Source organism: bacterium, assembly GCA_024226335.1.
Taxonomy (GTDB): Bacteria; Myxococcota_A; UBA9160; order SZUA-336; family SZUA-336; genus JAAELY01.
In genome coordinates this window covers 1-13,207 of sequence record JAAELY010000188.1, presented here as the reverse complement: position 1 = coordinate 13,207, position 13,207 = coordinate 1, and the positions used below count along the sequence as shown (strand labels likewise).

Here is a 13,207-nt window from a genome sequence, read left to right as displayed (position 1 = left end):
GGCTTTTCGCGCTCGCCACAATGCAACGCTTGGCCCGGACTTCCTTGACGAGAGACTCGAGTGGGAGGAAGAGTGTCGAAGCTGGGGAAAACAGCTCGACGACCCTTGGTTGTCCTGGTTCGGAAACGATGTCGCATCCCCGCTCGCCAGAGGAGATCGCGACGGGGTGTTGAATGCACTCCAACAGAGTTCACGCTTCGCCGAGGCCATGCCCGGCAACCGGGTGAGTCAATTCTTCGGCCTCCTGCAACAGTCGGGGTTTGCCTTGATGGAGGGACGTCTTGACGATGCGAGCCGTCTCATCGCGGAGGTCTTCGAGCAGGGAAGGGATTGCGTCTCGTGGGCCGAAGTCGCCCAACTAGCGTATCGCTTCGTCGAGTTCTGGGAGAGTGGAAAGATCGATCTGTCGGCACGGGACTTGATGCCTTTTCTCGAAGGCTTGATTGCGGGCTTCGATGGGGACGTGATGCTCGGCCACTCGTGTATTGCTGTGGTCCGCTCATTCTGCGACGACCGGCACGCCGCTATAGTCGCGATCGATTCGGTCCTCGAAACCGACTTCGCGCGGCATCAACGAAACGACAACTGGATCAGCGCCGCGTACTTTCTGGCGAATGCGATCGAACGCCACGGTACCGAAGCTCATGCCGAAACCCTCTCAGCGGCCCTGGAGCCATTCGCCGAGCAGATCGTTTGCCAACCGTCAGCTCGCTGGGCCGCAGGCAGTGTCGCCTCGACCCAGGGCCTGCTCTCGTCCGTCCTCGGCGACTTCGAGACAGGAATCGCCCAGTTCGATGAAGGCATTGCGCGCGAAAAAGCGCTCGGAGCCAAGCCTGCCGTGCTGCGTAGCAAGGCCGGCCTGGCATGTCTGCTAGCGCGCCGGCGTGCGAAAGGTGATCACCGTCGTGCGCAAGACTTGATGGACGAGGTCTTGACTGGTTGTAAGGGCCTGGGCATCGATCCGCGCCAGAAGTACATCGCGCCCTTCGAGCGTCTCTTGCAGAAATGAAAGAACGTCGAGGCTAATCCCAGACCTCGAGGTTGTCCTCACGTCCGATCGTTCGCGTCAGGCGCGTATCGAGGATGGGCAAGAGATTGCACCGATCGAGAACCTGCTCGACCCCGGATTGCTCGGTCGGCGATAGCGAGGCGAAGTCCGCCTGCGCCCGGCTGAGAAGATAGAAACGATAGGGCTGCGCGAGGGCGTTGATGGAAGCGCCCTGCACTTCGAAGGTCGCGAGTCCCATGCCTCGTTCGAGCGGCGTGCCGGAAGGCAGATCGGATTGTGCGTCCAACCACGTATTGATGAAGTCGGCGGCCGCGATCGTCTCGGGAACGAAATCGATAGCGATCTGGCGCAAGACCGCTACGAGCGTTTCCGGAATTTCATCGTTTGGGGCAAAGGCATCGCCGAACTGGACCTCGCCCTCCTTCACGAACTCTCCGCAGTCCGGTTCGGGTCGATTCATTCGCTCGACCCAGCGAAACAGATGAACCGCCTTCGATTGCATGAGCGACAGAGGTTTTGGGTCCCGGCCGAGGTGGCCGTATAGAGGCGCGATCAAGCTGAAGTCGCCGGTGCAGGGCCGTCCGCCCAACAAGTACGGAAAGTCCGCGAAGTGTTGATCGAGTACCTCCATCAACGCCAGGTAGCGCGCTTCGATGCCCTTGATGGTGTCGGGAACGACCCCGAACGCCATCGCGGCCTGGCGCATCCGTCCCATGGCCTGCTCGGCAAATTCACCCGAATCCTTATCAGGAGGCGCGAGCGAGGCAAAATGAAACAACAGGAAGTCATGGTTCTCTTCGGGAAAGTTCCAGCGGTAGTGCATGGCGGGGCGCAAGAGCCCTTCCATCCCGATCGCATCGAGCAGACCACTGACGATCCGCTGACGAGGTCCCGAAGGCGTTGCGGGGTGCCCGGCCTGGGACTCGAAGTACTCGACGATCGCGGCGCCGTCTCGGACGACGACGCCCTCGGCAGTTTCGATCGTCGGCATCGTGACGCGCTGCGCTCTCTTTGCAACGTGTTGCGAATAATGGGACGTCGCGGGCGTGACTTCTCGATACGGCAGACCGTTCTTGATCAGATAGCTACGCGCCTTGCCGGTGTAGAGGGATAGCGGTGTCCCGTAGAGAGTGGTCGCCTCCTCGCCCATCAGGAAACCCACAGCGTCGGAAGGCAGCGCGCCGGACGGATCTCCTCGAACCGTTCGGTAGTCCCCTCAATGTACGTGATGGCGTCCTGGACACCCCGGATGCTTTCCATGTTCAGCATTCTACGCCCTTTTCGCAACGAACCAAGTAGAATGGAACGCCTATGGGTGACGTCTTTCTCGGTCTGGCTTCACTGGCCCTCGTCGCAACCTCGATCTTCGTCTGGATTCGCGCATTCAAGCGCGTCGAGATCCCGAAGAATCGAAGCGGCTTTGTTGCAGCCTGGGTCGTCGCAGCGGGGTTGGGTCTTGCGGCCTTCCTGGGCGAACCCGGCTGGCTCGGAGGTATTCCGGCGGGACTCGGCGTCTTCGCGTCGGCCTTCCTTCTCTTGACCGTTGCCATCGGCGGCCAGAAGGTCGGCGAAAAGGCGATCCGTGTGGGCGCCACAATTCCCGACTTCACGGCCACGGATGAGCACGGACAGAACTTCGACTCGCACAGCCTGGCCGGGCATCCGGTACTCATCAAGTTCTTTCGCGCACACTGGTGACCTTACTGTGTCGCCGAGTTGCGGCGATGGGAAGAACTCCGACCCGAATTCGATGAGCGCGGTGTCGCGATCCTCACGGTCAGTACAGACACCCCAAAGGAACTCGCGAAGGGGCACCGCAAACACGGACTCGGCGCCACCATGCTATCGGACCGAGAACTCGACGTAACCGATCGCTTCGGTCTGCGAAACGAAGGAATTCACTCGGGACCGCCGCCACCCATAGGCGCGAAGGCGTTACCCGTTCCTACGTCTCTTTTGGTCGATGCGAACGGCCAGGTGTTGTGGATGGACCAGTCGGAAAACTACCAGCGACGCTCGGATCCCGACTACGTACTCGCAGCCCTGCACAAGCACCTGGATCGCTAGTAACACCGGATGAAGAAGTGGTTCTTGCGATTCATCGTGACGGTCGTCGTGTTGTTCCTGGCCGCATTCTGGCAGTTGTTCTTCTCCGCTCGTCCGCCGCTGACGATCGATCCGGCGACGCTCGCTGGCGATGGCAGCCTGATCGGCTACTGCGAGTTGCCGGAACTGGATGGCCGAGGAAAGATGTCAGCGGACATCCCTAAGGGGAATACGCCCGGCTGCAGCTACGATCACTTTCCCCTGCCGATCCTGGCTGAATGTACCGAGCCACTCGCGAAGCAGGCTGCAGATATTCGCGGTCTGTGGATCGGCGTCGAAGGGAGACACATCGGCCATGTGGAGCGACTCGAGCAGTGCGGCCGTCGCACGGTCGTGACCTCCTCGGGCCTCATTCATGACTCCGGCCCCAACAGCACACTCGGCGAGAACACCGACGACACGGAGGGGGCAGTGTTATTCAGCATCGCTGGCAAGAAATACTGCCCGCGGACATCGGCCAGCATGATATGGAACGACGGCGTTCTCGATTTCCACGTGTTCGGCTGGGGGCCCGTCGTCGTTTTGCGCTACCTCGATGGCGAGCAACTGATCTGGGAATACGCCGATGGCAGCAAGACGCGGATGGATCGAATCTGCACGCTACCCGAGGATCAGAAGATCCCCAGGCCGAGAGGCCAAGGGATTTCTCTCTTCTGATCGCGCGAGTAGATGTGAGCGTCCGCGTCGAGTCCGACTACTCCGCAAAGGGAGCAGCGCGCACCCGACCTGCGAGGCCGAGCCCCATGGCACCGGCGATGTGACTTTCCGGCTTGAGTTCCACTTGACGCTCGAGGCAGGCAGGAAAGTCCGTCTTGAAGCCGCAGCGCGGCCATTCGTCGAGCAGGCGGTCGAGGTCGAACGGAGGAATCTCAACCAGACGCGTGCCGAAGAGATCGGCACCCGCACCGTAGTGCACCATCGCGATCTCCGGTTCGCGCGAGCTGGCGATTCCGACGGAGCTATGGAGCGCGATCGCGTCGTAGAGAAGGTCGACGCGTCGGGCCTCCATTCCCTGTTCTAAGCCGAAGGCCCGCGCTCGTTTCGCGCCAACCCATTCGAAAGAGCCGGGGTCCGCCTCGTGGGTCGGAGTGAGTCCGAGGTCGTGCAGCACCGACGCGACATAGAGCAACTCGCGGTCGAGTTGCAGGCCGTTGCGTGAAGCCAGGATGGCGCCGAAGGCGTAGGTGCGGACCGCGTGGTTCAGGAGCAGCGGAGAAGACAGGCCGGCTGCCAGCTCGAAAGCCGCCTTCGCGAGCGGCGAGTCCGGCACGCGATCCGCGCGCTCGGTGAGATCCTGGAGTTGCAGGAACCCCAGGCGATGCCGCACTGCGCGCAGCCTCTCCTCTATGTCGAAGCGGGCGAAACTCCAGATCAGTCCCAGGGTGGCATCTCTACCGCGATCACGGGCGAGCATCATCCGGTCGCAGCGCTTTGAAGTCCACGGCCCAGGAAGTTCTGGACGGCACCCCGCACGCGCATGAATCGGGATGCCGCGCCCAGGTCGTGACCGATCGCTTCCCGAAAGCCGGGGCGAGTGCGAGCTCGATCAAACCAGGCCTTGAGTTGCGGGAAGGATGCCGCGAAGGGGTAGCCGGCTTCGTCGATCCGCTGGACCTTCACGACCCAGATGATGTCGGCCATCGAAAATGTTTCGCCGCATAGCCATGCGCGGCCATCGGCCAGCAGTCTTTCAATCTCCCGAAAGCCCTCGCTCAGACTCGCCACGTGGCCGGCAAATGTATCCTCGGAGATCTCCCCGTTGCTGAAGCGACGATAGAAGTCGGCCAGCTGTTCCGGCGAGTCGGCTGAATCGATGCGCTGAAGCTCTGCTTGCTTGCGCGGGCTTAGCTTCGCCAGGCCTCCGAGGCTCCACCTGTACGTCACATAGCGAACCGAGGGTTGGAGTTCCGACGCACGCTTGACCAATGCGCGGCACTCCCCCCCACGCTCGCCCTCGGGAATGAGTGCGGGACCTGTGAGTTCTTGATCGACGTAGTTCATGATGTCGACCGACTCGATGTGGAGCACGCCGTCGTGCACGAGCGCGGGTACGACGAGGTTGGGATGAATCGCCGCATAGGGCTCGCTCAGATTCTCCTGCCGAGGCAAGGAGACCGGGCGACCGATGTAGGTGCCCGCTGGGGCCTCGAGATGCTCCTCGACGTCCGAGCGCCACGGTACGTCCGGTCCGCGTCGGATCCCCTTTTCGGCGAGCACGAAGCGAACCCGCTGAGCGCAGGGAGCGCCACCGTAGTGGAACAGGTGGAGCCCTTTCAGTTTGCTCGGCAACTCGCTCCCGGGTCGATTCACGATGGCCATGGCTTCCTCCGATCTCCTGGATCGTCGCAAGGAATAGGATTGTCGCGAAACCACTTGGCGTAAATGACAAATGCCCCTCTTTTTGCGCCATACTCTCGGACATGACCAAACATGTCGTCTTCCTGATCCTTCCCGGGACCCAACTCCTCGATCTGGCCGGCCCAGCGGATGTCTTCATGGCTGCGAACCAATGCTGGAGCGACCGCGGGCAGGAGCCTGCCTACCGCATCAGCTTCGCCGGTCCGGTCGCAGACCCGGACACCGTGACCGGCGTAGGCCTTCGAGTCCGAACCCTGAAACAGATTCGCGGGGCCATCGACACGCTCGTAGTTCCAGGCGGAATGGGCTTCGGTGAAACGGAGTTCGACCCGCGCGCCACCGCCTGGATCCGTCGACGCTGGCAGCGAATTCGTCGCGTGGTGTCGATCTGTAGTGGCGCCTTCGTCCTTGCCGAGGCCGACGTACTCGCCGGACGGCGTGTCACGACTCATTGGAGCGAACTCGAGCGGCTAGGCCAGACCGTTCCGGACGCCACTGTCGAGAACGACGCGCTCTACGTGAAAGATGGTCCTGTCTATACCTCCGCCGGGATCACGGCCGGAATCGATCTCGGGTTGGCGCTCGTCGAAGAGGACCTCGGACCCGATCTCGCGCTCGAAGTCGCGCGCATCCTCGTCATGTTCCTGCACCGACCCGGCGGGCAGTCCCAGTTCAGCGCCGCCCTCCGCCGACCAACAGCCGAGCACCCGGGAATCCGGGACGTGCAGGCGGACGTGGCAGAGAACCCCGGAAAGGACCACCGCGTCCCCGTACTGGCGCAGCGCGCCGGGATGAGCACCCGCCATTTCGTACGGGTCTTCACACAGGAAACGGGCGAACCGCCCGCGCACTACGTCCAGCGCGTTCGCGTGGAAAGAGCACGGCAACTGCTGGAGCGCGAGGGTCTGGGCGTCGAGGAAGTCGCCACCACCTGCGGCTTCGGCTCTGCCGAGACGATGCGACGCCGCTTCCAGCAATCGCTCGGGGTGCCCCCATCGGAGTACCGCGCACGCTTCACTCGTCCTACATCGGATTAGCAGCCTTCGGGCCCATTTGAAGCCATGATGCCAGTACGCTGTGAAATCGACTTCATCTGCGATAGTGGATGGGAGTTTTCAAAGACTGCGAGGAGAAAGCCTTGAAACTGGTAACCAATCTCGTTGTGGACTCGCTGCAAGATGTCGCTGAACCCGCGAAACGAATCGAGGAACTCGGATTCGAAGCTCTGTACATCTCCGAGCGCAAACACGACCCCTTCCTGCAGCTTTCGGTGGCAGCGACAGCGACCAGTCGCATCCGACTGGGCCCTGAAATCGCACTGGCGTTTCCGCGCAACCCCATGGTCCTCGCCTATTCCTCCTGGGATCTACAGAACGCGACCAACGGTCGCTTCGTGCTCGGCCTGGGTACTCAGGTCAAGGCGCATAACGAGCGCCGCTTTGGTCTGGAATGGAAATCCCCTGGCCCGAAACTACGGGAGTACATTCTGGCGATTCGCGCCATCTGGGACTGCTTCCAGAACGACACCCCGCTCAATTTCGCCGGGGACTTTTTCCAGTTCAACCTCATGACGCCCATGTTCAATCCAGGCCCACTCGACGGACCACCGCCCCCGATCTATGTCGGAGCCGTCAACCCGTGGAATTGCCGGATGGCCGGCGAGGTCGCCGACGGCTTTCACTGCCATGGCTTTCATACGGCCAAAACCCTGCGCGAGAACGTCATCAGCAACATCGAACAAGGGCTTGAACAGTCCGGTCGGACGCGCGGCGATTTCACGATCACTTCGCCCGTGATGGCCATCATGGGAGACAGCGACGAAGAACTCGACAAGATGCGGGAACGGGTACGCGAAATGATCGGATTCTATGGCGCTACGAGTTTTTACAAAGCCATGTTCGAGGCCCATGACTGGGACGAGACTTTCATTCGGCTGAGGAATAAGAGTCGAAACAACGAATGGGACACGATGGCGGACGAAATCAGCGACGAGATGGTCGACGAAATCGCAGTCACCGGAACCTACGAACAGATCCCGGGGCTTCTCAAAGAAAAGTACGACGACATGCTGGACGAAGTGCTGATCTACTTCGGCGAGCCGGAAAAAGGGGATCCGGAAACCTGGCGCCGCCTCATCGGGGCGTTCAAGGAAACAGCCGCCTAGCAGAACGAGCCATTTCCACCGGCCCATGCACCCATCCACGATCGTGAGCGACTAACATCACGACGCAGCTTGCGTGTCCCCCAGCACTATAGCCCTCGCCGCTTCGAGCAGGGTCTGCTTCAGCCCCGCCGCCTGCTTGCGAAGCAGATTGGGTCGAGAGTTGCTCAACGTGATCCAGGCCCCGAGTGTAAGTGTCAGCAGCTGGTAGGACTTTCCCTTGCAATCCGCCGGAGAGCAGTCGGGCCGCGCGCGTTGAACAATGGCTGCGTAGGATCGATGCAACCACTGGTACCACTCGTCGCGCAGAACACGCTGCTGTGGATTCCGTGCCCAATACGCGAGGCTCTCGAAGAAGTAGCCGTCCGCGCCCTGCAGGATGAAGCCCAGATGCAAGGCGATGCTCTCTTCGAGTTGCGTGACGGGGTCGGCGCGGGGATCGTCCAGGATCGCGGAGATCGACTCACCCATCTCCGCCAGCGATCGATGAAAGCACGCCGCGACCAATTCATCCTTCGTCGGGAAGTAGTGCCGAAGAGTGCTCTGGGAGATACCTGCCCGTTTGGCCGCAGCCTCCTGGGAGAGGGCCGCGAACCCGTGACTCGAGACAATCTCGACCGCTGCGTCGAGAATCGCCCCGAGCGTGCGCTCGCCCTTTCGCGTTCGCGCTGAAGGCAGGCTGCGACTGGGAGCGCTTCCGTTATCGCTGTCGAGGTTCTTTCGCTTGGCCACGAGCACAGGATGCCTGTCTAAAGCCGCGATCACAATCCAAAAACCACTTGACTAAGCGGTTTTCCGGATTTACCCTGCTTCGCGACTCACAAGCTCACAAGCTCACAAGCTCACAAGGAGAGGACGCCATGGCCCCAACGGACATCTCCCCGGTTCGATCCCGTGCGTGCTGGCGCGCGCAAACCGTCATGGAAGCGACGAAGGACTGGATTCACGAACTGACACGTGGCGAGGTCGATGAACTGAGCGCCGCGCTGGCGCACGCCAGGAGCAAAGGCCTCTCCGGCACACAGGTGATTCGAGAAGACTTCCCACTTCCGACCCTCGGCCAACTCCTGGACCGGGCCAACGATGAGGTGAGCCGAGGTCTCGGGCTCTTCCTGATCAGGGGCTTGCCGGTCCGCGACTACTCCAAGGAAGAGGCCAGCACGATCTTCTGGGGAGTCGGCACCCACCTCGGGGCTCCCTGGCCGCAGAATCGCAGCGGCGACTTGCTCGGCAACCTCCTCGATACGGGAAAGAAGCCGGACGACCCGAATGTCCGCTTTTGCGAGACCAACGAGAAGCTCGGATTCCACACCGACGGTGCGGACATCGTGGCGTTGCTATGCCTACGGACTTCGAAGAGTGGCGGGGAGAACCACTTCGTCAGCTCGATGACCGTCCATGACGAAATGGCCAAGACGGCTCCCGAGCTGTTGGAATGCCTGTACGAGCCCTTCTGCGTCGATTGGCGAGGTGGCCATGCCCGCGACGCCAAGCCGTACTACACGATGCCGATCTTCACGCGTCACGAAGGGCACGTCAGCAGTTTCTATCTGGGCGAGTACATCGAGAGCGCTCAGCGCTTCGACGAGGTCCCCAAGCTGACTCGGCGCCAGCGCGACGCGCTCGATTGCTTTGAATCGCTGTGTTGGAGTGACGAATTCAGGATCGACCTGCAGCAGCAGCCGGGCGATATGTCGTTCATCAGCAATCTCGTCACACTCCATGCCCGCGAGAGCTTCGAGGACTTCGACGATCCGGAGGAAAGACGACACCTTCGACGACTCTGGCTCACCTCGAGCAGAACCGCGCATCGCCCGCCCCTGCTCCAATTGCTCTACGACACGCGCGTCAGAGAGGCCAGAGGGAATCGGACGCAGTCCGGGGAGTAGGCAGAGAGCCCCCTTCCATCCGATCTTTCGGTATCCAGTCGGTCATAGCCGCTCGCTCTCATGAACCCGAGTGGTTCACGAAGATGGGCGACGACCAGGCGCGCGGCTCGGCCTCCCCGAGACAGTCGTCCTCGTACGGGACGTCCCCGGCGCAGGGCGTGATTTCGACGCAGCGCCCCTGCTCGTCGAAGCGACAGCCCAGGGGATTGTTGCCGTGAATGAGGGAATCGGGCGCCTCGATGGCCCGCGCGTAGTAGACCGCGTCGCGGCCCGAGCCGGCGAACTCGCTGTCCGCGAACTCGACGACACATCCCGATCCGTCGGCCGGGCATGGGAGCACGCGCCACGGATCTTCGACGAGTCCGTCGAGCTCTTCGTCCGCCGAGTTCTGCGGACGGATGCGCACGATCTCGATACGCGTGATCGGGCGTCGCTCGTCGCTGGGGTTGTAGCACTCGCCCAGGCACACGTGGTCGATCCGTGCCTTGCCCAGTACATCGACGACGTCGTCGGGGCAGCCGGGCTTCTGTTCGAAGGAACCGGTGGCGCGCACGCGAAACCGCGGCGTCTCGCTGCGAGTCGTCGTAGCGCCCATCGGAATCGAATCGGCACCGTCGATCAGGTCGAACCAGAGGAGCGTGCGCCGGCCACTCGTGGCGTAGACCTCCTTGCGCTCTAGCGCATCCCAGATCGCATCGCGGTCGCGACCCGCGGAGTGGACCGCCACGAGGCCACCCGTCACGAAGTACGCGGCCGCGCGCTCGATCTCGAAGAGTTGGAGCGGGCTCTCCCCGCTGCTCACAAAGGGAACCGACTCGGCAGCGGGTGCGTCGGCGTCATTGCTAGAGCCAAAGAGACCGCCGCCGCCGGCGCTTTCTTCCCCGCGCCGGCCGCGCCCTTCAGTCATCTCACCGCGGCGGAGTTCCTTGTAGCCCGGACCCGGGCGCGCCGTGTGGTTGTCGCTCGAGCCGATGAATCCGAAGTCGAAGCGCTTGGGCTTCATCGGGTCGCTGAAGTCGCGGAGCGCGAGCATGTACTGTGCCGAGCCGCGCGGCCGGTAGTTGAAGGCGGGTTGGAACATGTCCGGCGGTGCCTGGCCTGCGTTCAGCCAATCCGAAGCTTCATAGCCGGGCAACGTCTTCCAGCCGGCCTGGAAGGCCGCGACGTAGTTCGCGCGCGCTTCCTGCGCACGGCGCCGACACTCCTCATCACTCTCACCCGTCTCCTTGCAGCGCGCCTCGACGAGTGTGCCCGCATGCCAGCAACTCGGCAGGTAGTCGTCCTTGGGCGCCGGACAGGTGAGAGAGCCGTCCGCGGCGACTTCGACGGGTGTCCAGCTGGGCAGCCGCTCCGAGTTACCGTGACCCGAGTACAACTCGACGAGCGTCTGGCGCGCGGGATCGTTGCCCGGCAGTTGTTTGCGCCAATCGGAACCGGCGGGTGTATAGATCCCCCAGGTCGTGCCGTGCGGGATCACGATCGAGTCATGCCCCCACTCGTCGAGCTTGTCGAAGAGCACCTCCGGCGTCGCTGCGGATTCGAGGCAATCGTCCGGAAGATCGCGGACAGGGACACCATCCGGGCACCTGTCGGCCGCCAGCACGTCGCTCATGAGTCGCGCGAAGCTGCGGCCGCGCTCTCCGCCGGCTGTCGCGAGAGCCGCTCGAGCCATGAACGGGATCGTCAGCCCACCGGCGCTCGGGGGAGGTTGCGAGGCGATCGGTCGCGTCGGGATCTCGTCGTCGGAAAGTCCGCGCAACACCACATTCTTGTGTCCGTAGTGATTGTCCGGGGTGGTGCCGATGTGGCTCCACTCCCAGCCGAGATAGGTCACCAGGTCGGGGTTTTTCGGATCACCGGCTGCGGCGTTGCACTCGCGGACCGAGTCCACCGTCTTGTGCCAGAGATCCGACGTCAGGTTTTCGGCGTGATCGTTGATCGACCAGAAGTCGAGCGCCGAGCAGAAGCGGGCGAAGTCGCAGGCGTCGGCCGGTGGCTTGGTGCCCTCTCCGCCAGCGATCGGGAGGCTCATCATGAAGGCGTCGAAGCTGAAGGTCGTGTGGACGTGAAAATCACCGAACAGGATCTGCTTGTCCGGTGACGCGCCTAGCATGCGCGCGGTTTCGGTCTGCACGGTGCTTCGCTCCTCGACCGTTGCCGCGGGGCGTGGCTTTGCGCGAATCTCGCCGGGTTCCTCGTCGCTTCCGAGCCAACCGCTCGCTCCAGCGAACAGCCAAAGCGCGGCAACCAGCAGAAGGGCCACGACGGCCAGTAGTACCTTCTTCATTCTTCGGCTCCTCTTCTTTGGCGGAGTCTCGCGCGGGGCTCAGAGCCTCGCAGGGGGATCTCCATCGCCTACAGCAGCGCACTCTACCAGCGGGAGTGCCTGCCGGTTGACAGCAAACTTACGACACCGTATCAGTTTGATACGATGTCGCAAGTTCCATCAGACCAGAGGGATTCAACGACCGGCCTGCGGGAGCGCAACATCGAAGTGCGGCGCCAGAAGATCCTCCAGGCTGCGCGGGTCCTTCTGAGCCGGGGCGGACTCGGAGCGCTGTCGATGCGCAAGCTCGCCGAAGAGGCATCGCTGAGCGTCAATACGCTTTACAACCTATGGGGCACGCGCGAAGAGATCCTGCGTGCGCTCACCCTCGACGCCAGGGACCGGATCGAGGCGTCGCTTCCAAAAGACGCGTCGCCGGATGATCCCGTCGACTACTGTCGCTCGCTGGTTAGGACCACTGTCCGGGAGATGAGCCGTCACCGCGAACTGTTCCGGCCGATGATTCTCGCCTGGCTCGAAGTGGAGATCTCCGGGCATCCGTCACCCGTCGAGCCGATGGCCCACTCGATCCTCACGCTCTCGCAGGTCATCCGGGCGGCGCACACGCACGGCTTCCTGGAGAGCCCGCTGAAACCCGAGCAGGTGGCCTGGCAGATCCACCACGGCACCCAGTTCGCAGCGATCCAATGGGCACTCGGCCGGATCGACGCTGCCCATTTCGAAGCGCGGGCTCTCTACGGCCTGAACCTGGCGTTTCTCGGCCTCGTTCGCGAAGAGCGTCGGCCGGAGATCCGGGCCAAGCTCAAGGGGCTGGAGCGAAAGCTGCGGATGTCGCCAGAGGGGGTCTCGTGAATCCCCTCGCCTGCTGCGTTTCTCATACACTTCAGTTCTCAGGCGAGCCTGCACGCGCACGCCAAAGGAGGAATTCATCGTGACGAAGATCCTTCTCCTCTTCCTGTTCGCGGGCATTGCCGCGGCGGTGATCGCGGGTGTCTGGCAGCACCTCCGCTATCTGCGGGTCCGGCGTGAACGCCTCGAGGACCGACAGCCTCTCCTCTATGCCGGGGCCACGTTCCACACGGTGACACTCCTGAAGGTCGATGCCACCGAGGGGCGCGATGGAGAGCTTGCAGCGCTTCGCGCACTGCGCGACGCGATCGAGGCGCCGGGCGGTGGGCGCGTGGTCTACGCCGGCCTGGTTGGTGTGACCATGGCGGCTTCGACGCAGCTCGCCAACGATTGGAGCGCCGTCGTGCTGGCGCAGTATCCGTCCAAAGAGACCTTCGAGCGCCAGCGCGAGGCCGCCGAAGTCACGCAGGTGTTAGGCGGGTGCGAGCGCAGCTATGTGCACGGCTTCCAGCGCCCAGTGCTTCCAAACCTGCTGATTCCGATCGCGC

The 13,207-nt window shown here is 62.7% G+C and carries 14 protein-coding genes; 9 read left to right on the top strand and 5 right to left on the bottom strand.

Translation table 11 applies throughout. The annotated features are described in order from the left end of the window. Nucleotides 1-166 precede the first annotated feature (166 nt). Nucleotides 167-1,009, top strand: a complete 843-nt coding sequence (locus GY725_09360) for a hypothetical protein (GenBank protein ID MCP4004389.1) — start codon at nt 167-169, stop codon at nt 1,007-1,009. Nucleotides 1,010-1,022: 13 nt separating this feature from the next. Here GY725_09360 and GY725_09355 read toward each other — a convergent pair whose 3' ends face one another. Beyond that, entirely contained in the window at nt 1,023-2,159 is a 1,137-nt protein-coding gene (locus GY725_09355; GenBank protein ID MCP4004388.1) for a glutathione S-transferase family protein, read from the bottom strand. A gap of 161 nt (nt 2,160-2,320) precedes the next feature. Between GY725_09355 and GY725_09350 the strand changes: the two genes are divergently transcribed. The 3 genes from GY725_09350 to GY725_09340 are packed head-to-tail and all read left to right on the top strand — an operon-like array spanning nt 2,321 to nt 3,772. Then, on the top strand, nt 2,321-2,707 hold the full coding sequence (locus tag GY725_09350) for a hypothetical protein (GenBank protein ID MCP4004387.1): 387 nt from the start codon (nt 2,321-2,323) through the stop codon (nt 2,705-2,707). A gap of 18 nt (nt 2,708-2,725) precedes the next feature. Further along, nucleotides 2,726-3,076 (top strand): peroxiredoxin family protein, encoded by a 351-nt coding sequence (locus GY725_09345; GenBank protein ID MCP4004386.1) that lies wholly within the window; start codon nt 2,726-2,728, stop codon nt 3,074-3,076. 9 nt (nt 3,077-3,085) lie between these two features. Next, nucleotides 3,086-3,772: a hypothetical protein gene (locus GY725_09340; GenBank protein ID MCP4004385.1), complete on the top strand. Its 687-nt coding sequence runs from the start codon at nt 3,086-3,088 to the stop codon at nt 3,770-3,772. 37 nt (nt 3,773-3,809) lie between these two features. On the opposite strand, the gene GY725_09335 is transcribed toward GY725_09340, so the two are convergent. Then, on the bottom strand, nt 3,810-4,532 hold the full coding sequence (locus GY725_09335) for an HD domain-containing protein (protein MCP4004384.1): 723 nt from the start codon (nt 4,530-4,532) through the stop codon (nt 3,810-3,812). Further along, nucleotides 4,529-5,434, bottom strand: coding sequence for a glutathione S-transferase family protein (locus tag GY725_09330; protein ID MCP4004383.1), 906 nt, complete (start codon nt 5,432-5,434; stop codon nt 4,529-4,531). Before GY725_09330 ends, GY725_09335 begins: the two co-directional genes overlap by 4 nt. Nucleotides 5,435-5,535: 101 nt before the next feature. Here GY725_09330 and GY725_09325 point away from each other — a divergent pair, with 101 nt between their 5' ends. Further along, nucleotides 5,536-6,510 (top strand): GlxA family transcriptional regulator, encoded by a 975-nt coding sequence (locus GY725_09325; GenBank protein MCP4004382.1) that lies wholly within the window; start codon nt 5,536-5,538, stop codon nt 6,508-6,510. A gap of 101 nt (nt 6,511-6,611) precedes the next feature. Beyond that, nucleotides 6,612-7,637, top strand: a complete 1,026-nt coding sequence (locus tag GY725_09320; protein MCP4004381.1) for a TIGR03617 family F420-dependent LLM class oxidoreductase — start codon at nt 6,612-6,614, stop codon at nt 7,635-7,637. A gap of 57 nt (nt 7,638-7,694) precedes the next feature. Here GY725_09320 and GY725_09315 read toward each other — a convergent pair whose 3' ends face one another. Beyond that, complete coding sequence (locus tag GY725_09315; GenBank protein ID MCP4004380.1) at nt 7,695-8,366, bottom strand: TetR/AcrR family transcriptional regulator; 672 nt, start codon at nt 8,364-8,366, stop codon at nt 7,695-7,697. Between the two features lie 128 nt (nt 8,367-8,494). Between GY725_09315 and GY725_09310 the strand changes: the two genes are divergently transcribed. Then, nucleotides 8,495-9,523, top strand: a complete 1,029-nt coding sequence (locus tag GY725_09310) for a TauD/TfdA family dioxygenase (GenBank protein ID MCP4004379.1) — start codon at nt 8,495-8,497, stop codon at nt 9,521-9,523. A 58-nt stretch (nt 9,524-9,581) separates the two neighbouring features. On the opposite strand, the gene GY725_09305 is transcribed toward GY725_09310, so the two are convergent. Further along, nucleotides 9,582-11,810: a DUF3604 domain-containing protein gene (locus GY725_09305; GenBank protein ID MCP4004378.1), complete on the bottom strand. Its 2,229-nt coding sequence runs from the start codon at nt 11,808-11,810 to the stop codon at nt 9,582-9,584. A gap of 144 nt (nt 11,811-11,954) precedes the next feature. Between GY725_09305 and GY725_09300 the strand changes: the two genes are divergently transcribed. Beyond that, complete coding sequence (locus GY725_09300) at nt 11,955-12,662, top strand: TetR/AcrR family transcriptional regulator (protein ID MCP4004377.1); 708 nt, start codon at nt 11,955-11,957, stop codon at nt 12,660-12,662. A gap of 79 nt (nt 12,663-12,741) precedes the next feature. Continuing rightward, nucleotides 12,742-13,207 (top strand): hypothetical protein (locus tag GY725_09295; GenBank protein MCP4004376.1); only part of this gene is annotated, 466 nt, incomplete at its 3' end.